Annotated in this window: 16 protein-coding genes; 6 read left to right on the forward strand and 10 right to left on the reverse strand. The window is 68.7% G+C overall.

The window, feature by feature from the left end; all coding sequences use genetic code 11:
- Positions 1-33 precede the first annotated feature (33 nt).
- The 4 genes from AC3WQM_RS25090 to argE all read right to left on the reverse strand — a co-directional run bounded on the left by AC3WQM_RS25090 (position 34) and on the right by argE (position 5,146).
- Positions 34-810, reverse strand: coding sequence for an MHYT domain-containing protein (locus tag AC3WQM_RS25090; protein ID WP_489060172.1), 777 nt, complete (start codon positions 808-810; stop codon positions 34-36).
- Positions 811-929: 119 nt separating this feature from the next.
- A complete protein-coding gene (locus tag AC3WQM_RS25095; protein WP_492682521.1) occupies positions 930-2,588 on the reverse strand; it encodes a Vgb family protein in 1,659 nt (552 codons plus the stop codon).
- Between the two features lie 139 nt (positions 2,589-2,727).
- Positions 2,728-3,951 (reverse strand): DUF445 domain-containing protein, encoded by a 1,224-nt coding sequence (locus AC3WQM_RS25100; protein WP_492682523.1) that lies wholly within the window; start codon positions 3,949-3,951, stop codon positions 2,728-2,730.
- Between the two features lie 28 nt (positions 3,952-3,979).
- Positions 3,980-5,146 carry an acetylornithine deacetylase gene (gene argE, locus AC3WQM_RS25105; protein ID WP_095950723.1) on the reverse strand — a complete coding sequence of 389 codons (1,167 nt, stop codon included), beginning with the start codon at positions 5,144-5,146 and terminating at the stop codon, positions 3,980-3,982.
- A 110-nt stretch (positions 5,147-5,256) separates the two neighbouring features.
- On the opposite strand from argE, the gene AC3WQM_RS25110 reads away from it, so the two are divergent.
- The 3 genes from AC3WQM_RS25110 (at position 5,257) to AC3WQM_RS25120 (ending at position 8,905) form a co-directional block, all read left to right on the forward strand.
- Positions 5,257-6,450 (forward strand): glycerophosphodiester phosphodiesterase, encoded by a 1,194-nt coding sequence (locus AC3WQM_RS25110; RefSeq protein WP_492682525.1) that lies wholly within the window; start codon positions 5,257-5,259, stop codon positions 6,448-6,450.
- A 161-nt stretch (positions 6,451-6,611) separates the two neighbouring features.
- Positions 6,612-7,814, forward strand: a complete 1,203-nt coding sequence (locus AC3WQM_RS25115; protein WP_492682527.1) for a M20 aminoacylase family protein — start codon at positions 6,612-6,614, stop codon at positions 7,812-7,814.
- Positions 7,811-8,905, forward strand: a complete 1,095-nt coding sequence (locus AC3WQM_RS25120) for a M14 family metallopeptidase (protein ID WP_492682529.1) — start codon at positions 7,811-7,813, stop codon at positions 8,903-8,905. Before AC3WQM_RS25115 ends, AC3WQM_RS25120 begins: the two co-directional genes overlap by 4 nt.
- A gap of 15 nt (positions 8,906-8,920) precedes the next feature.
- Here AC3WQM_RS25120 and AC3WQM_RS25125 read toward each other — a convergent pair whose 3' ends face one another.
- On the reverse strand, positions 8,921-10,054 hold the full coding sequence (locus tag AC3WQM_RS25125) for an ABC transporter substrate-binding protein (RefSeq protein WP_492682647.1): 1,134 nt from the start codon (positions 10,052-10,054) through the stop codon (positions 8,921-8,923).
- Positions 10,055-10,112: 58 nt separating this feature from the next.
- On the opposite strand from AC3WQM_RS25125, the gene AC3WQM_RS25130 reads away from it, so the two are divergent.
- The 3 genes from AC3WQM_RS25130 to AC3WQM_RS25140 are packed head-to-tail and all read left to right on the forward strand — an operon-like array spanning position 10,113 to position 13,619.
- Complete coding sequence (locus tag AC3WQM_RS25130) at positions 10,113-12,173, forward strand: molybdopterin-containing oxidoreductase family protein (RefSeq protein ID WP_492682531.1); 2,061 nt, start codon at positions 10,113-10,115, stop codon at positions 12,171-12,173.
- A complete protein-coding gene (locus AC3WQM_RS25135; protein WP_492682533.1) occupies positions 12,173-13,312 on the forward strand; it encodes an aminopeptidase in 1,140 nt (379 codons plus the stop codon). The genes AC3WQM_RS25130 and AC3WQM_RS25135 overlap by 1 nt, the downstream gene beginning before the upstream one ends.
- Positions 13,305-13,619 (forward strand): polyhydroxyalkanoic acid system family protein, encoded by a 315-nt coding sequence (locus AC3WQM_RS25140; protein WP_062476134.1) that lies wholly within the window; start codon positions 13,305-13,307, stop codon positions 13,617-13,619. Before AC3WQM_RS25135 ends, AC3WQM_RS25140 begins: the two co-directional genes overlap by 8 nt.
- Positions 13,620-13,640: 21 nt before the next feature.
- Here AC3WQM_RS25140 and AC3WQM_RS25145 read toward each other — a convergent pair whose 3' ends face one another.
- The 5 genes from AC3WQM_RS25145 to AC3WQM_RS25165 form a co-directional block, all read right to left on the reverse strand.
- Positions 13,641-14,378, reverse strand: coding sequence for an SDR family oxidoreductase (locus AC3WQM_RS25145; protein WP_492682535.1), 738 nt, complete (start codon positions 14,376-14,378; stop codon positions 13,641-13,643).
- A gap of 108 nt (positions 14,379-14,486) precedes the next feature.
- Positions 14,487-16,013, reverse strand: a complete 1,527-nt coding sequence (locus AC3WQM_RS25150; RefSeq protein ID WP_492682537.1) for an FGGY-family carbohydrate kinase — start codon at positions 16,011-16,013, stop codon at positions 14,487-14,489.
- Positions 16,010-17,134, reverse strand: coding sequence for an alcohol dehydrogenase catalytic domain-containing protein (locus AC3WQM_RS25155; protein ID WP_492682539.1), 1,125 nt, complete (start codon positions 17,132-17,134; stop codon positions 16,010-16,012). Before AC3WQM_RS25155 ends, AC3WQM_RS25150 begins: the two co-directional genes overlap by 4 nt.
- 150 nt (positions 17,135-17,284) lie before the next feature.
- Complete coding sequence (locus tag AC3WQM_RS25160; protein WP_492682541.1) at positions 17,285-18,265, reverse strand: ABC transporter permease; 981 nt, start codon at positions 18,263-18,265, stop codon at positions 17,285-17,287.
- Entirely contained in the window at positions 18,262-19,779 is a 1,518-nt protein-coding gene (locus AC3WQM_RS25165; RefSeq protein WP_492682649.1) for a sugar ABC transporter ATP-binding protein, read from the reverse strand. The genes AC3WQM_RS25160 and AC3WQM_RS25165 overlap by 4 nt, the downstream gene beginning before the upstream one ends.
- Positions 19,780-19,797: the final 18 nt, after the last annotated feature.

Raw genomic sequence — 19,797 nt, forward strand, 5'->3', positions numbered from 1 at the left:
GTAGGAGGCGGGCCCCCGGCCCGCTTGCGCCAACTAGCTGGGGCGCACGCGCTGCTGTGCAGCGGGGGCGGCATCGAGGCTGCTGCCCGTGACCACCCAGTAGATGAAGATCAGCACCGCGCCGGCCGTGCCGAACACCGTGAGGCCCATGTAGCTGCCGCCCAGGGAGAGCGCGTCGATCGGGGCGGCCGCCGTGCAGATCATGCTGGCCGCGTTCATGCCCACGTAGTGCATGGTGCAGACCGCCACGCCCATCACGGCGGCGGCGGCCACCTGGTGGGTCAGCTTGCGCAGGTTGAAGGCCAGCCACAGCGCCGCGGCGGCGGCCGTGATGGCGATGACCACCGACAGCGCGACCATGCCGGGGTCGAAGCTCATCGTGGCCCGCATGTTCATCGCGAACATGCCCATGTAGTGCATCACGCACACGCCCAGGCCGGCCAGCAGGCTGCCAGCCAGCCAGCCGGAGCGGCTGAATTTCTTTCGCCCGCCCGCCAGGTACAGCGCAATGCCCGAGATCAGGATGGCCGCCACCAGCGACACGATGGTCAGCGGCATGTTGTACGAAATGCCGAAGGGCAGCCGGTAGGCCAGCATGCCGATGAAGTGCATCGACCAGATGCCGATGCCGCCCAGCGCCACCGCGGCGCAGGCCACGATGGCCAGGTTGGGCTTGCCGTCGGCGCCGACCATGCGCCCGGCACAGATCAGGGCCACCAGCGAGCCGAAGAAGGAAATGACGAACGACAGTGCAACCAGCCCCAGGGAATATTCGGGCGATAGCACCTGGCCTACGACGAGCGGAGTCATGCGATGTCCCTTCGGAAAGAGCGCTTCGCAGACCTCCGACTGCCCTATGCGATCGGCACGCTGCGAAGCGTCCCGGCCAGTTTGTAATATGTGTTTATAAAAGTAAACAGGAATTTGTACTAATTGTTACCCTGCATAACAGGGCGAATTCGATAGATCGAATTGTTCTTGTCGGCCGACACGTAGACCGTGCCGTCGCGCCCCACGGCCACGCCCGTCACCACATAGGGCGGCGGCAGGCCGGGCCCGGGCGCCAGGCCGATGGGCAGGTTGTCGGCGACGGTGCGGCGGGTGCCGGTGGCCGGGTCGATCTCGACCAGCCGGCGCGCCGCGCTCTCGGCCACGATGAAGCTGCCCCACGGCGTCTGGGCCAGGCCCTCGGGCAGCGCCAGCCCGTCGGCCACGGTGCGCAGCGGGGCGCTGGCGTCCAGCGGAATGCGCAGCAGCTTGCCGGCGGCCTCGGTCACGTAGAGCGCGCCGTCCTGGCCGACCACCAGTTGCACCGGGCCGTTCAGGCCGCTAGCCAGCACTGACTTCTCTGCAAACTTCGGCCCGCTGGCGCGGGTGATGCTGCCGGTGGCGAGTTCGGCGTAGATCACGCTGCCGTCGGGCATGGGCAGCGCGTCGAACGGGGCCTTCAGGCCGTGGATCGTTTCGACCGTCTTCAGCGTCTGGCGGTCGACCAGCTGCACCGAGCCCGTGAACCACGAGGTCAGCGTGAACAGCTGGGGCGACAGGCCGACCGCGAAGGGGTAGTCGAGCTCGGGGTCGCGCTGCATGCGGAACACGTCGCGCACCTCGCCGGTGCGCACGTCGACCTGCCGGAAGCCGAAGACGTCGGCCACCCACAGGTCGTTGCCGTCGATCTTCAGGCCCGCGGGCACCGCCACCTTGCCGCTGGTGAGCGTGCGCAGTTCGCCGGTGGCGGGGTTGAAGGCCTGCACCTCGTTGTTGGCCATGTTCGAGACGTAGATCGTCCCGTCAGGTGCGATGGTCAGGTTGTCGAGCGACGGGCGCAGCTGCTTGGCCACGGTCTTCTTGCCGCTCGCAAGATCGACCTTCACCAGCTCGCCACTGCGCGCATCGACCACCCACAGGTTGCCCTTGCCGTCGAGGTTGGCGGCGGCCGGGATCTTGAAGCCGTCGGCGATCACGGTCAGATTGCCGTTCGCCGGGTCGATCTTCACGACCTGGCCCTTGAACCACAGCGGGCCGTAGAGCAGGCCGTCGGGCCCGACCTCGAAGCCGTTGAAGCCGCCCATGTCCTTCTTGATGAGCCGGGGCGGCTGCTTGCCTTCGCGGTCGATCTCCCACAGCGCATCGCCCAGGAACACCTGCGAGGCGTAGAGCTTGCCGTTCTTGCGGTCGAAGTCGAGCGAGTTCAGGCCGGGCAGGTCCTTGGCGAGCACGCGCAGCGGCGCGCTGTCGTTCTCGCGGTAGCGCAGCATGCCCATGAGGTAGTTGGTCCAGGCCAGCTCGCCCTTCGGGCCGACCGCGATGTCGTCGGCCTGGCCTTCGGGTGCGTCGATCAGCACCTTGGCGGCGCCGGTCTGGCGGTCGACCTCCCACAACGTGTTGCCGAGCACGGAGCCCGCGAGCAGCCGGCCCTTCGCATCGATGGCCAGGCCGTGCACGCCCGCGAAGGACGACGGGGCCACGAGCACTTCGGGCGCGGCCCAGGCGGCGGGGCGCTTGGGCGGTGGCGACAGCGAGCTGCAGGCGGCGAGCAGGGCGAGGGCGGCGGTCAGCGCGGCAGCGCGGATCGAGCGACGGGGCATGGCGATCTCCTCTGGGGTTGGCGTTGTGGATGCGGCAGTGCGCCCGCAGTCTAGGAGCCGGAGGAGGCCGCGCAGTCGCTCGCGAGACTGGATGCGGACTTTCGTCCGCTGCGGATAACCCGCAGCACCCGGTGATTGTTCAGCCGCGCAGCAGCTGCGTCGCCGTATGGATCAGCAGCCCCACCAGCCCGCCCACCAGCGTGCCGTTGATGCGGATGAACTGCAGGTCGCGCCCGATGTGGCGCTCGAGTTCGTCGGTCATCTCGTGCGCGTTCCACTCGCCCACGCGCTCCTCGATGTAGCGGCGGATGTCCTCGCGGTAGCGCTCGATGGCCGCCGGCGCGGCGGCTTCGAGCTGCTCGTTGATCCAGGCGCGGATCGCCGCGTCGTTCTGCAGCCGCTGGCCCAGTGCGCCGGCCATGGTGGCGATGCGCTGGCGGATGGTCGAGTCGGGGCGCCCGAGGTCGTCGTGCAGCCAGCCCAGCAGCTCGCCCCACAGGCCGTGCAGGTAGTCGCCCAGCGCGGGGTGCGCGATGAGCTCGGCGCGGATCTGCTCGCCGCGCTGTTGGAACTCGGGGTCGAGCTTCAGGCGCACCACGAAGTCGTCCACGAAGTGGTCGAAGCGCTTGCGCATCGGGTGCTCGGGCTCGGCCGCCAGCTCGGCCAGCGTGCGCGCGATGGCGGCCACGATCTTGCGCGTGGCGAGCTTGGCCGCCACCTGGTCCAGGCCGACGTAGCGCAGCGTCTTGATCTCGCGCGCGATGGCCTCGGTGATGTGCGCCTGCACCTCGTCGCCGTCGAGCAGCTCGGCCACCTGCTGCAGCACGTCGTCGAGCAGCGCCTGGTGGCGCCCGCCGGCCGTGAGCGCGTCCAGGGCCTGGCCGGTAAGGCGCGAGAGGTCGATCTTGGCCAGGCCGGCCGCCGCGGCGCGGCCCATGAAGTCGCGCACCCGTTCGTCGTCGAAGGCGGCCAGCCCGTAGCGCGTGGCGGCCACGCCCCATTCGCCGAGCCGCTCGCCGCTGGCGGGTCGGGCCAGCCACTCGGCGATGCGCCCCGCCGCGTCGAACTGGCGCAGCTTGGCCAGCACCTGGGCGGTGCTCAGGAAGTTGTCGCAGATGAAGCCCGCGAGCTTGGCGCCGATGCGGTCCTTGTTGCTCGGGATGATCGCCGTGTGCGGGATCGGCAGGCCCAGCGGGTGGCGGAACAGCGCCACCACCGCGAACCAGTCGGCAATGGCGCCGACCATCGCGGCTTCGGCAAAGGCCGCCACGTAGCCCCAGGCCGGATGCTGGCCGTGCAGCGCGCTGGCCAGCGCATACAGCGCCGCCGCCGCGCACAGCAGGCCGAGCGCGACGCGTTTCATGCGTTGCAGTGCGCCGCTGCCGGGGTCTTCAGCCAATGGTGTGCGAGGTCGCGAGGCGCTCCATGAACAGCTCGCAGCGCGCGAGCTGCTCAAGACTCACGAACTCGTCGGGCTGGTGCGCCTGCTCGATGCTGCCGGGGCCGCACACCACCGTGGGGATGCCGGCGTTCTTGAACAGGCCCGCTTCGGTGCCGAAGGCCACCAGCGTGGTGCGGTCTTCGCTGGCCAGGCGCTGCGCGAGCAGCGTGACCGGATCGCCGGCCGCGCCCAGGAAGCTCGGGATCTCGCAGATCGTTTCGAACTTGAAGCCGGCGTCGGGCGCCACCTTCTTCATGGCGGGCTCGATGCTCGCGGCGTACGCCAGCACGTCGGACTGCATGCGCTTGGCGTCGGCGGTGGGCAGGTCGCGGAATTCGTAGCGGAACTCGGCGTCGCGCGGCACCACGTTGTCGGCGATGCCGCCGTGGAACTGGCCCACGCTGGCGGTGCTGAAGGGCACGTCGAAGCCGTCGTAGCGCGGCTCGCTGCGCTCGAAATCCTCGGCCATGTCGCGCACCTTGCCGATCACGCGCGCGGCCATCTCGATGGCGTTGACCGACTTCGGCGTGAGCGACGAGTGCGCCTCCTTGCCGCGCACGCAGCACTTGTAGCGGTACACGCCCTTGTGGGCGATGGCCGGCACCATGCTGGTGGGCTCGCCCACGATGCAGGCCAGCGGCTTGATGCCGGCGTCGCGCATGTCGGCGATGAGTTCGCGCACGCCGAAGCAGCCGATTTCTTCTTCATACGTGAAGGCGAAGTGCACGGCGAAGGGCGCGTCGCCCTCGAGGAAGCGCTGGGCGTTGGCCAGCGCGATCGCGATGTAGCTCTTCATGTCGGCCGAGCCGCGCCCGTACAGGCGCTCGTTCTGCACCACGGCCGACAGCGGGTCGACGCTCCAGGCCTGGCCGTCCCAGGGCACCGTGTCGGTGTGGCCCGAGAGGATCACGCCGGCCGGCTTGCCCTCGCCCAGCGTGGCGAACAGGTTCGCCTTGGTGCGCTCGGCGTTGTAGGTGATGCGGCTCTTCACGCCGAGGGCGGCGAGGTGCGCCTGGGCGAAGTCGATCAGCTCGAGGTTGCTGTTTGCGCTCACCGTGTTCATGCGAACCAAGGTTTGCGCCATCAAGAGGCTCTGGGGAGAAAGCGTGTGCTGCATGCAACAGATTGTCCGGGAAGTTGAACGCCCGCGCAGATGGGTATCGGCGTTGTCACGCGCAGCGGGTAGCCTGCCTCCTCTTTTTTCTTTGTTTGGATGGAGAAGACAACATGCGCATGTCCCTGCAGATCACCCTGACCGCCGCGGCCGCCCTGAGCCTGGCCGCCTGCGGCACCACCGGCCCGGCGGCGAACAAGCTGCTCACGCTGGACGGCAACCCGCCGCTGGTCATCGCCCACCGCGGCGCCTCGGGCTACCTGCCGGAACAGACGCTGGAGGCCTATGCCCGCGCCATCGAGCTGGGCGCTGACGTCATCGAGATGGACCTGGTCTCCACCAAGGACGGCGTGCTCATCGCCCGCCACGACCCCAACCTGGGCATCAGCACCGACGTGGCCAAGCACCCCCGCTTCGCCTCGCGCAAGAAGACCATCCAGGTCGACGGCGAAACCCAGACCGGCTGGTTCAGCAACGACTTCACGCTGGCCGAGATCAAGACCCTGGGCGGCATCTCGACCGACGCCGAGCGCCCGCAGGAATTCAACGGCAAGTTCAAGGTCGTGACCTTCCAGGAGATCATCGATTTCGCCAAGGCCAAGTCGAAGGAAACCGGCCGCACCATCGCGATCTACCCCGAGACCAAGAACCCGACCTACTTCCGCGACCTGGGCATGCCCATGGAAGACAAGGTCATCGCCGCCATCAATGCCGCCGGCTGGAACAGCAAGACCGCGCCCATCTACGTGCAGTCGTTCGAGCCCGGCAGCCTCAAGTACATGAAGAGCAAGGGCCTGAACACCAAGCTCATCCAGCTGATCGACGGCGACGGCATCGACATGAAGACCGGCGCCATGACCTACGCCGTGCCGGTCGACCGCCCCTACGAGTGGACCAAGGCCGGCGACAAGCGCAACTTCGACGTCATGGTCACGCCCGCCGGGCTGGCCGAGATCAAGACCTACGCCGACGGCATCGGCCCCTGGAAGCGCTACATCGTGAGCGTCAAGGGCACCGTGGGCGCCGACGGCAAGGTGGTGGACGTCAACAAGGACGGCAAGATCAACGACGCCGACGCCACCTCGATGGCCCCCACCACGCTGATCGCCGACGCCCACAAGGCGGGCCTGTTCGTGCACCCCTTCACGTTCCGTAACGAGTCGCGCCGGCTCGCGTCCGACTACAACAAGGACGGCAAGAACGAATACACGGTCTATTACAAGCTCGGCGTCGATGGCGTGTTCACCGACTTCACCGACACCGCGCTGGCCGCGCGTTCCGAGTACCTGAAAAGCATCGGCCGCTGAGTCTGTTCGTGGAACACCGCGGAACCGGCTTTGCCGGGCCGCAGGTGTTGCCCCCGGCGAGGGGGTTGGCGAAGCGACACGAAGTGCGCGCAGTCTGGGGGCGTGCGTAATTACCCGGCACGGTCTTTGCGGCGCATTCCGCAAAGCCTAGACTGTGTCTTATGAAACTCATCGACTCGCTCGTCACGCAGGCGGCCGGCATCGCGGCCGTCCGGCGTGACCTTCATGCCCACCCTGAACTCTGTTTCGAAGAAGTCCGCACCGCCGACGTGGTGGCAGGCAAGCTCACCGAATGGGGCATCCCCATCCACCGCGGCCTGGGCACCACCGGCGTGGTCGGCATCGTCAAGAACGGCACCAGCAACCGCGCCGTCGGCCTGCGCGCCGACATGGACGCGCTGCCCGTCACCGAGCTCAACACCTTCGCCCACGCCAGCCAGCACCACGGCAAGATGCACGCCTGCGGCCACGACGGCCACACGGCCATGCTGCTCGCGGCGGCGCAACACCTGGCGAAAAACCGCAACTTCGACGGCACCGTCTACCTGATCTTCCAGCCGGCCGAAGAAGGCGGCGGTGGCGCGCGCGAGATGATCAAGGAAGGCCTGTTCGAGCAGTTCCCCATGGACGCCGTGTTCGGCATGCACAACTGGCCCGGCATGAAGGCCGGCCAGTTCGCCGTGAGCCCCGGCCCGGTGATGGCCTCGGGCAACAAGTTCCATGTGAACGTGGTCGGCAAGGGCGGCCACGCCGCGCTGCCGCAGACCGGCATCGACCCGGTGCCGATCGCCTGCGAGATCGTGCAGGCCTTCCAGACCATCCTCACGCGCAAGATGAAGCCGACCGATTCAGCGGTGATCTCGGTCACCACCATCCACGCCGGCGAAACCAACAACGTGATCCCCGACAACTGCGAGCTGTCGGGCACCGTGCGCACCTTCTCGCTCGAGGTGCTCGACATGATCGAGGCCAAGATGAAGCAGATCAGCGAGCACATCTGCGCCGCGCACGACGCCACCTGCGAGTTCCGCTTCGAGCGCTACTACCCGCCGACCATCAACACCGAGGTCGAGGCCGACTTCGCGCGCCGCGTGATGGGCGGGATCGTCGGCCCCGAGAACGTGCTCAAGCAGGAGGCCGCCATGACCTCGGAAGACTTCGCCTTCATGCTGCAGGCCAAGCCCGGCGCCTACGCCTTCATCGGCAACGGCGACGGCGCGCACCGCGACGTGCACCACGGCGAAGGCCCGTGCACGCTGCACAACGCCAGCTACGACTTCAACGACGACCTCATCCCGCTGGGCGCGACCTGCTGGGTGCAGATCGCCGAGCAGTTCCTCCAGCCCGGCGGCACGGCCCCATGATCGGCATCGGCGAGGCCTTTTCGCCGCGCTACGCCCAGGCGCGCCAGAAGTTCCTGCAGGGCTGCGTGAGCGCCGGCCTCACGGTCGAGCCGCATGCGCACCCGCTCAAGGGCCGCGACGGCGAAGAGCTGTCGATGGACGTGGCGCTCGACGGCGACGCCAACGCCGAGCGGCTGCTCGTCGTCACCAGCGCCTGCCACGGCGTCGAGGGCCACTGCGGCAGCGGCGTGCAGGTGTTCGCGTTGCACGACGCCGAATGGCGCGAGAAGGCCAAGGCGCAGGGCGTGGCGGTGCTGTACGTGCATGCGCTCAACCCACACGGCTTTTCGTACGGCCGCCGCGTGACGCACGAGAACGTCGACCTGAACCGCAACTTCCTCGACTTCTCGAAGCCCGTGCCGGTGAACGAGCCCTACGCGAAGCTTCATCCGCTGCTGCTGCCCGACACCTGGCCACCCACGCCGGAGAACCAGGCCGCGATCGAGAAGTGGATCGAGAAGCACGGCGCCACGGCCTACCAGGCGGCGGTGACGAGCGGCCAGTACCAGTTCGACGACGGCCTCTTCTTCGGCGGCAAGGCGCCGACCTGGAGCAACAAGACCATCCGCAGCGTGCTGCGCCGCCATGCAGGCAGCGCGAAGCGCCTCGCCTGGATCGACCTGCACACGGGGCTGGGCCCCAACGGCCTGGGCGAGCGCATCTTTGCCTGCCGCGACGACAAGGTGGCCTACGCCCGCGCCAACGCCTGGTGGGGCACGCCCGCCGCGCCCGTGACCTCGATCTACGACGGCTCCTCGACCTCGGCGCTGCTGCGCGGGCTGATGTGGGACGCCGTGTACGAAGAGTGCCCGCAGGCCGAGTACACCGGCATCGCGCTCGAATACGGCACGCTGCCGATGCTCGAGGTGACTGGCGCCCTGCGCGCCGACCACTGGCTGCACAAGCACCCGGACGCGCCCGCCGATCTGGCCGATGGCATTCGCGCGCGCATGGTGGAGGCGTTCTACACGGACAGCGACGCCTGGCGCGGCCAGATCGTGAGCCAGGCGCGGCAGGCGATGTTCCAGGCGGTGGACGGCCTTTCGGCCTGACCGCACCCCGAGAAACTAGGTCCGCACCCGCCCGTCCGCCGTCAGCATCGACAGCTCGACAAACTTCGAAGCCACATGGCTCTTCGAAGAGAACGACACCTCGAAGCCGCCGAACTGCTGCCGCTCGATGCTTTCCAGCCCCGCGATCAGCCCGTCGCGCGTGCCCTTGCCGCCCGGTGCGCGGCGCAGGCCCTCGGTCAGCACCTTGGCGGCCAGGTAGCCTTCCATGCTCGAGAAATTGGCGCTCGCGCCGCCGCCCGCCTTGCGCACCGCCTCGGTGAACTCGCGGGCCAGCGCATTCGCCTGGTTGTAGGGCGAGGGCACCACCTGCGTGACCATCACGCCCGCCGCCTCCTTGCCCAGCTCGTCCGCCAGCGCCTGCGTGCCCACGAACGAGAGGTTGAAGAACACGCCGCCGTAACCCGCCTTGCGCATCTCGCGGATGAACGCAGCGCAGGCCTTGTAGGCACCGACCTGCACCACCGCCGCCGGCTGGCTCGCCATGATCGTCTTCACCGCGGCGGCCACGTCGGCCGAGTTGCGCTCCACCGTGGCCAGCGCCACCGGCTTGAGTTCCTGCTGGGCCAGTGCCAGCGTCACGCCGTCGAGGCCGGCCTTGCCGTAGGCGTCGTTCTGGTAGAAGACCGCGATCTTCTTCATGCCCAGGTGAGTGAGCTGTTTCACCATCAATGCCGTCTCGTCGTTGTACGAAGCGCGCAGATGGAACACGTTGCGGTGAAAGGGCTCGCGCAGCGACATCGCGCCCGTGAACGGCGCGATGAACGGCACCTTGTCCTTCACCGCCAGCGGCAGCGCGGCCAGGCTGGTCGGCGTGCCGATGTAGCCGAACAGCGCGAACACGTCTTCACTGATCAGCTTCTGCGTGTTGGCCGCGCAGCGGTCGGGCTCGTAGCCGTCGTCCAGGTTCTTGATGACCACGTCGCGCTGGCCCGGCTGCGCGTTGTGCTGGTCCAGGAACAGCTTGGCGCCCTGGTGGAACTGGATGCCCAGTTGCGCGGCCGGCCCCGTGAACGGCGCCGACTGGCCCAGCACCAGCGGCGTGTCGCCCTGCGCCCGGGCGATGCCGAAGCCGCCCAGCGTGGCAGCGGCCGCCGTGGCGATCGAAAAATGCCTGCGATTCAATTGCATCGTCATGGTGAAATCCTCCCTCTGCCCTGTGTGTTGATACTCAAATTAGACTTGTCCGATGGCCCACGCAACGGATTCCCTCCTCGACACGCCCGACGCCACCGCACCCTCCACGGTGCTGGGCGCCTGCCCGCACGATTGCCCCGACACCTGTGCGCTCGTCACCACCGTCAAGGACGGCGTGGCGGTGAAGCTGCAGGGCAACCCCGCCCACTCGCACACCGGCGGCGTGCTGTGCACCAAGGTGTCGCGATACATCGAACGCAATGACCATGCCGAGCGGCTCGTGCAGCCGCTGAAACGCGTCGGTCCCAAGGGCAGCGGCCGCTTCGAGCCGGTCTCGTGGGAGACGGCATTGGACGATATCGCCGCGCATCTTCGGGGTTTGCAGGCCGAACCGGAAGCAATTCTCCCCTACAGCTATGCGGGCACCATGGGCCTGGTGCAGGGCGAATCGATGGACCGGCGCTTCTTCCACAAGCTGGGCGCCTCGCTGCTGGACCGCACCATCTGCTCGATGGCGGGCGGCGAGGCCATGGTCTATACGCTGGGCGCCAAGGTCGGCATGCGCATCGAGTTCTTCGCGCAGGCCAAGCTCATCCTCATCTGGGGCAGCAACTCCATCGCCAGCAACCTGCACTTCTGGCGCCACGCCCAGGCCGCCAAACGCGCTGGCGCACGGCTGGTGTGCATCGACCCGCGCAAGACCGAAACCGCCGACAAGTGCGACGAGCACATCGCGCTGCTGCCCGGCACCGACGCCGCGCTGGCGCTGGCGCTCATGCACGAACTCATCGTGCACGACTGGCTCGACCACGACTACATCGCCAACCACACGCTGGGCTGGGAGCAGCTGCGCGAGCGCGCGCTGCAATGGCCGCCGTCACGCGCGGCCGAGGTCTGCGGCATTCCCGAGGCACAGATCGTCGCGCTGGCCCAGGCCTACGGCACCACGAAGCCGGCCGCGATCCGCCTGAACTACGGCATGCAGCGCGTGCGCGGCGGCGGCAACGCGGCGCGCGCCATCGCCTGCCTGCCGGCGCTGGTCGGCGCCTGGCGCGACCGCGCGGGCGGCCTGCTGCTCAGCAGCTCGGGCCACTACCCGGTCGACCGCGCCGCGCTGCAGCGCCCCGACCTGCTGGCCGGGCGCAAGCCGCGCACCATCAACATGAGCACCATCGGCGATGCGCTGCTCGACACCGCGAGGCCCGTGAAGGCCGTCGTGGTCTACAACAGCAACCCCGTGGCGGTGGCGCCCGAGTCGGCCAAGGTGGTGGCGGGCTTTGCGCGCGAAGACCTCTTCACCGTGGTGCTCGAGCAGTTCCGCACCGACACCGCCGACTACGCCGACTACCTGCTGCCCGCCACCACGCAGCTCGAGCACTGGGACATCCATTGCAGCTACGGCCACACCGACGTGCTGCTGAACCGCCCCGCCGTGGCGCCGCGCGGCGAGGCCCGCAGCAACGCCTGGGTGTTCCGCGAACTGGCGCGCCGCCTGGGCTTCGACGAGCCCTGCTTTTCGGAGAGCGACGAGTCGCTGTGCCGCACCGCCTTCGCCGAGAAGGTGATCGACTTCGAGCAGCTGCGCGCCCAAGGCTTCACCAGCCTGAAGCTGGCCGAGGCACCGTTCGCCGAAGGCAGGTTCCCCACGCCTTCGGGCCGCTGCGAGTTCTTCAGCGAGCGCCTGCAGGCCATGGGCATGGACGGCCTGCCCGACCACGTGCCCAACTGGGAACCGGCCGGCAGCTCGACCGAGTTCCCGCTGGCCATGATCTCGCCGCCGGCGCGCAACTTCCTCAATTCGACCTTCGTCAACGTGACCAGCCTGCGCGCCATCGAGGTCGAGCCGCTGCTCGAGATCCACGCCGACGATGCCGCCGCGCGCGGCATCGAGGACGGCGCCACGGTGCGCGTGTTCAACCAGCGCGGCGAGCACCGCTGCCGCGCCGAGGTGTCGCGCCGCGCGCGCCAGGGCGTGGTGCACGGCATGGGCATCTGGTGGCGCAAGCTCGGCATGGACGGCACCAACGTCAACGAGCTGACCAGCCAGCGCCTGACCGACATCGGCCGGGGCCCGACCTTCTACGACTGCCTGGTGCAGGTCGAAAAGGCGTGATGCGGCGGCTGCGCACGCCCGCGCTGGCATTGGCCGGCGCGCTTTTCCTAAGTGGCTGCGCCGACCTCGGCTACTACTGGCAATCGGCCAACGGCCACCTCGACATCCTGCGCGCGGCCAAGCCCGTGCCCGAATGGCTGGCCGACCCGGCCGTGGGGGCGCCGCTCAAGGCCAAGCTCGAGCTTGCGCAGCGCATCCGCCGTTTCGCATCGAGCGAACTCGGCCTGCCCGACAACGCGAGCTACACCTCGTATGCCGACCTGCACCGCCCCGCCGCCGTGTGGAACGTGGTGGCCGCGCCGCCGTACTCGCTCACGCTCAAGAGATGGTGCTTCCCGGTCGCGGGCTGCGTGGGTTACCGCGGTTACTACGACGAAGCCGCCGCGAAAACCGAGGCCGAGGCGCAGAAGACGAATGGCCTCGAAGTGGCCGTGTACCCCGTGCCCGCGTACTCCACACTGGGCTGGATGAACTGGGCCGGCGGCGATCCGCTGTTGTCCACCTTCATCGGCTACCCCGAGGGCGAGCTGGCGCGCCTCGTGTTCCACGAGCTGGCGCACCAGGTGCTCTATGTGCCGGGCGACACGGTGTTCAACGAGTCGTACGCCACGGCCGTCGAGCGCATCGGCGGCGCGATGTGGCTGCAGCGCGAAGCCGGTGAGGCCGCGCGCGCCGAGTACGCGCAGTTCAATGCACAGCGGCAGGACTTCCGTGCGCTGGCGCTCAACACGCGCCGCGCGCTCACGCAGGTGTACGAGTCGCCCGAAGCCAAGGCCAAGGACTGGGCGAAGGTCGAAGTGCAGAAGCAGGCCGCCATGGCCGACTTCCGCGAGCGCTATGCCGCGCTGAAGGCGGCGTGGACCGGTCCGCGCCAGAACGCCTACGACGGCTGGGTGGCGCGCGCCAACAATGCAGCCTTCGGTGCGCAGGGCGCGTATGACGACCTCGTGCCGGGCTTCGAAGCCCTGTTCGAACGCGAGGGCCGCGACTGGCCGCGCTTTTACACTGCGGTGCGGCGCATTGCCGCGCTGCCCACGACGGAAGAGCGCCGCAGCGCCCTGCAGGCCGCCACGGGTATCCTGCACACCCATGCGCGCCACGGCCGCACACACGACAACAACGGAGACCACGGTGCCTGACATCCAAATCGAACGCAACCACACGCTGGGCATTGCCGGCGCCCGCGAAGTCGCGCGCCAATGGGTGCATCAGGTCGAGCAGGACTACGGTCTGGAATGCACCTACACCGAGGGCACCGACTGCGACCGGGCCCAGTTCAGCCGCGCGGGCATCGACGGCACGGTGGAGGTCACGGCCGACACCTTCCGGCTCGAAGCGACGCTGGGTTTCCTGTTCAGCAGCTTCAGCGACCAGATCGAGCAGAAGATCTCGCGCAACCTCGACGCGCTGCTCGACGCGCCGCAGGGCGGCACCCGCTTCGCCTGAGGCGGAGGTTTTTCTTTTTCTTCAGGCGATGGTGTAGCCGCCATCGACCGGCAGCGCCACGCCGCTGACCATCGACGCGCCGTCGGACAGCAGGAACAGGATCGGCGCGACCACTTCCTCGACCTGCGCGAAACGTCCCAACGGAATGTTCTGGAGCGCTGCCGCGCTCTTGGCCGGGTCGGACCATGCCCGCTCGGCCATGGGCGTGAGCGTGACGGTCGGGTTCACGCTGTTCACGCGGATGCCGTGCGGCCCGAACTCGAGGCACAGCGCACGCGTGACGGCGTCCATCGCCGCCTTCGAGGCGCTGTAGCAAAGGTGCGCGTCGAGCGCGACCAGCGAGGCCTGGCTCGACACGTTGACGATGCTGCCGCGCACGCCGGCCGCGATCATGGCCCGGCCGCAGCGCGCGGCCACGAGCGCGGCGGCGCGTGTGTTGACGGCCATCACGGCGTCGAAGCTCCCGGCCTGCAGGTCGATGGCGCGCTCGATGCGCGTGGTGCCGGCGCAGTTCACGACGAGGTCGAAGGCGGGCAAGGGGGCGAGTGCTTTTTCCAGTGCGGGGACGTCGGCCACGTCCAGGGCCAAGGGCAGGCAACCGGATTCGGCCTGCAATGCTTCCAGCGCGTCGGCGTTGCGACCTACGGCTGTGACTTGTGCGCCTGAGCGGGCGAGCTGTGCGGCGACTGCGCGGCCGATGCCGCTGCTGGCGCCTGTCACGAGGGCGCGCTTGCCTGAGAAGTCGAAGGTGGGTGTCATGTCGGTTGCTCTATCGGATGTTGTGGGTTCAGGGCGTGTGCACGGGACACCGGGTACTCCCCTCCGCGAATGTCCCCCGTCGGCGTGATCGCGCCCCGGACAGATGCCTCATCCCAACCGATGCATCGCATCACGCAGCGCCGGGTACAGCGAGGTGTAGATCTCGAAGCGCTCCCGGTAGACCGCCTGCGCCGCAGGCTCGGGCCGCGCGCGTTCCACCAGCGTGACCCAGCCGCGTTCGGCGGTGGCCGCGTCGACCAGCCCGGCCCCGAGCGCCGCGAGCATCGCCGCGCCGAGGGCGGCTTCGACCTCTTCCTCGATCGTGAACACGCGGTAGCCCGTGACGTCGGCCACGATCTGCATCCACAGGTCGGAATGCGCGGCGCCGCCGACCACGATCAGGCGGTCGTCCAGCGGCTGGCCGCTGCGCCGGCCGGCCTCGATGTTGTGCTGCAGCGCGAAGCTCACGCCTTCGAGCACGGCGCGATACAGGTGGGCGCGGCTGTGCGCGAGCGAGAGGCCGAGGAAGGCGCCCTTGGCCTGTGCATCCCAGATCGGGCTGCGCTCGCCCATCAGGTAGGGCAGGAAGACCAGGCCGTCGGCGCCGGGCGGCACATCGACCGCGCGGCGTTCGATGAGGGCGTGCGCGTCTTCACCGGTGCGCGCGGCCTCGGCCATCTCGGCCTGGCAGAAGGCCTCGCGGAACCAGGTGACGGCCGCGCCGGCCGTGATCGCGCCGCCGAACACGTAGCTGCGGTCCGCGCCGCGGTACACGTGCGGCATGGTGATGAGCCTGTGGCGCGCGTCCACCGTCGGGCTCACGAAGCCCCAGCACATGCTGGTGCCGATCATCGCGACGTGGTCGCCGCTGCCGGTGACGCCCGCGCAGAAGGTGGCCACCGCCGCATCGACGCCGCCGGCCATCAGCGGCATGCCTTCGCGCAGGCCCAGCTGCGCGGCCCACTCGGCGCTCAGGTGGCCCACCACCTCGCTCGATTCGACGAGCCGCGGCGGCATCATGCGCGCCGGGATGCCGAGCATGTCGAGCGCTTGCGTCGACCAGCGCCGCCGCGCCGCGTCGTACACGCCGCCGATGTTGCCGGCCGAGCTGTGGTCGACCGCGAGCTGGCCCGTCAGCCGCCAGTTGATGTAGCTGTTGGGCGGCAGGAAGTGGTGCGTCTTCGCCCACACCTCGGGCCGGTGCTCGCGCAGCCACAGCATCTTGGTGAAGCCGTAGTAACTGTCGACGCCGTTGCCGGTGATGGCCTGCAGCCGCGCCACGTCGACCGTCGCGTTCACCGCATCGACTTCGGCGGTGGCGCGGCGGTCCATCCAGATCAGGCAGGGGTGCAGCGGGCGCATGGCCTCGTCGACCGGGATGCCCGCGCCGCCGTAGAGGCTGCTCACGCACATCGCGGCGATGTCGGTGGCTGCGATGCCGCCTTGCGCCACGCAGGCACGCACGCTCTCGCACACGGCGTCGAACCAGACCTCGCAGTCCTGCTGCGCCCACAGCGGCTTCGGCGTCTCGGGCTGGTAGGCCACGCTCGCCTGCGCGTGCACCTTGCCGTCGATGCCGACCAGCAGGCACTTGGTGCTCTGCGTGCCGATGTCGACGCCGACGACGTACTTCATGACCCGGCGCGGGGCTGCGGCTTGAGCAGCACCTTGATCGAGTCGAGCGAGTTGGCCAGCGCGAAGGCGTGCTCCCACTCGGTCAGCGGAAAGTCGTGCGTCACGATGCCCTTCGAGGTGACGAGCCCGCGCGCCAGCAGGTCGATGGCGACCGGGTAGCAATACGGGCCCAGGTGCGCGCCGCGCACGTCGAGTTCCTTGCGGTCGCCGATGATCGACCAGTCGGCGCTGGTCTCCGAGCCGAACACGCTGAACTCGACGAAGCGGCCGAGCTTGCGGATCATGTCCAGGCCCTGCGTCACGCCGATGGGCGCGCCGGTGGTCTCGATGTAGACGTCGCAGCCGTAGCCTTCGGTGAGGCCCTTGACGAGGGCGTCGGCGTTCTCGGTCTTCGGGTTGATGACGACATCGGCGCCGTACTGCTTCGCGAGTGCGAGGCGCTCGGGCACGGGGTCGATCACGATCAGCTTCTTGGGCGTCTTCAGCGCCGCCACCTGCGTCATCATCAGCCCGAGCGGGCCGGCGCCGGCGATCACCACCACGTCGTCGAGCTGGATGTCGCCCCGGTTCACGGTGTGGATCGCGCACGAGAGCGGCTCGATGATGGCCGCGTCTTCCAGCGAGATGCCGTCGGGGATCTTGTGCACGCGCGAGGTCGGCGGCAGGCGCATGTAGTCGGCCATGCCGCCGTCGGCCACGATGCGCTGGAAGCCGAAGATGTTGTGGACCTCGCACATCCAGTATTTGCCGCTGGTGCAGAAGCGGCACTTGCCGCAGGGCACGATCTGCTCGGCGATCACGCGGTCGCCTTTCTCCACGCCGAAGTGCTCCGCCGCGCCTTCGCCCAGCGCCTCGACGTAGCCGAAGAACTCATGGCCGGGGATGACCGGCGCTTTGACCCACGAAGGCTGGCCGTCGCCGCCCCAGAACATCTTCGCGCCCGAGTGGCACTTGCAGTCGGAGGCGCAGATGCCGCAGGCCGCGATGGAAATGAGCAGTTCGTTCGGGCCGATGGTGGGCATCGCGACGGTTTCGAGGCGGTAGTCCTTGGGGCCGTGGCACACGACGGCCTGCATGGCGGCGAGGCCCGATGTGCCTGGTTGCAGCTTTTGATAAGACATGGGTTCCTTGTGTTCAGAGAGGGTTTGGGTTTTTCTCCCTCCCCTCCCGGGGGAGGGCCGGGGTGGGGGCAAGCGGCGCTTATTGCGGGCGCTCTGCCTGCCCCCATCCCAGCCTTCCCCCGGAAGGGGAAGGAGCCAGGCAGGAAAGGGTCAGCGCTTGGCTTCCCTGCTGATGAAGATCGCGAGCAAGACGATGCCGCCCTTGATGATCAATTGCAGGTACGGCGACACGCCGATCATGTTGAGACCGTTGTTGAGCACGGCCAGCAGCAGCGCACCGACCAGCGTGCCCACGATGGCGCCGCGGCCACCGGCGATGGACGTGCCGCCCATCACCACCGCCGCGATCGCGTCGAGCTCGAAGCCCACGCCCACGCCGGGCTGGCCGCTGGTGACGCGCGCGGCCTGCACGATGCCCGCGATGGCGGCCGTGAGGCCGCTGAGCACATACACCAGCAGCTTGTAGCGCGACACGCGCACGCCCGACAGCCGCGTGGCTTCCTCGTTGCCGCCGATGGCGTACACGTAGCGGCCGAAGGGCGCCATGTTGAGCAGCACGTAGGCCACGAGGTAGGTCGCCAGCATGATGAGGATCGGCACCTTCAGGCCCGCGAGCGTGCCGCTGCCGAGAAAGGCGAACGACTCGGGCAGGCCGTCGATCGGGTAGCCACCGGTGTAGATCAACGCGATGCCGCGCGCGATGCCCATGGTGGCCAGCGTCACGATGATCGGCGGCATGCGCAGGTAGGCCACGCAGTAGCCGTTGAACAGGCCGATCACCGCGCCCACGCCGAGCCCGAGCGGCACGGCGAGCACGGGCGGCAGGCCGAAGTGCACCATCAGCCCCGAGGCCAGCGTGCCCGACAGCGCCACCACCGCGCCCACCGAGAGGTCGATGCCGCCTGTGAGGATCGCGGCCGTCATGCCCACCGCGATGATCGCGTTGATGGACGACTGCAGCGCGATGTTCTGCAGGTTGCTCACCGAAAGGAAGTTGTCGGTCGCCACGATCATGAAGACCGAAATGGCGACCAGGCCGACCAGCGGCAGGAAGGCCGTCGAGCGGCGCAACTGCGTGAAGAACCCGCCCGCGGGTGCCGGCGGCGTGGGATGGGTGGCGGTGGCAGTCATGGGGGGCTTCCGGAGGAAGAGGGAAGGGAGGGAGAAGAAGACGTCGCGTGACGCATGATTTCGCCCGCGTTGATCGCGTCGCCCGTGAGCGTGGCCACGATGGCGCCGCCCGAGAACACCGCGACGCGGTCGCACAGGCCGACGATCTCGGGCAGTTCGCTGGAGATCATCAGGATCGACTTGCCTTGGCGCGTGAGTTCGCGCATCAGCTGGTAGATCTCGGCCTTGGCGCCCACGTCGATGCCGCGCGTGGGCTCGTCGAAGATCAGCACATCGCAGTCGTGGCCGAGCCAGCGCGCGATCACCACCTTCTGCTGGTTGCCGCCCGACAGCGTGGCCACGCGGGTGTCGATGCCCGGCGCCTTCACGCCCACGCGGCGCGAGAGTTCGTCGGCCGAGCGTTTCTCGGAAGCCGTGTCGACCACGCCCGCGCGGCGGTGCCGCCCGAGGTTGTTCAGCGAGATGTTGAAGCGGATCGTGAAGTCGGTGATCAGCCCTTCGACCTTGCGGCTTTCGGGCAGCAGGCCGATGCCGTGCGCGAGCGCCTGCGTCGGGTCGTCCAGGCGCACGCGCTGGCCGTTGCGCAGCACCGTCTTGCGGTGCGCGCGGTCGGCGCCCATCATGCCCAGCGCGAGTTCGGTGCGGCCCGAGCCCACCAGCCCCGCGAAGCCGAGGATCTCGCCTTCGTGCAGGTCGAAGCGGTTCACGGGGCCGTCCTTCACGAGCTGGATCTCGGGCACCTCGAGCACCTTGCGGCCGTTCGGCGCGGGCTGCGGCTTGGGCGGAAAGCTCTGTTCGATGCGCCGGCCCACCATCATCTCGACCAGCGCGTCCACGGTCGTGGCGGCCACCTCGGCGTGTCCGGCGTTGGCGCCGTCGCGCAGCACGCTGATGCGGTCGCAGACCTCGAAGATTTCATCGAGGTGGTGCGAGATGAAGATCATCGCCACGCCCTTGGCGCGCAGCGCGCGCATCACCTTGAACAGGTGCTCGGCCTCGTTGGGCGTGAGCGTGGCGGTGGGTTCGTCGAGCACCAGCAGCCGCGCCTTCAGCGACAGCGCCTTGCCGATCTCGACGAACTGCTGCTGCGCCACCGAGAGCTGGCAGATCGGCACGCCGAGGTCGATCTGCACGCCCAGTTCATCGAACACCGCGCGGGCCTCGCGCTGCATGGCGGCCTGGTCCATGAGGCCGAAGCGGTTCGTGCGGTAGCGGCCCAGGAAGATGTTCTCCACCGCGTTCAGGTACGGCACCAGGCTGAACTCCTGGAAGATGATGCCGATGCCGGCCGCGATGGCGTCGCCGTAGCCGGCGAAGTGGCACTCGGTGCCGTCGATGACGATGCGGCCCTCGTCGGCCTGGTGGATGCCACCGAGGATCTTCATCAGCGTCGACTTGCCCGCGCCGTTCTCGCCGAGCAGCGCGTGCACCTCGCCGTGGCGCACCGAGAGGTCGATGTTCGACAGGGCCTTCACGCCCGGGAAGCGCTTGGACACGCCCTCCAGCCGCAGCATCTCCCGATGTGGTTCGTA

Source organism: Variovorax sp. FW301-JW7, from assembly GCF_058788795.1.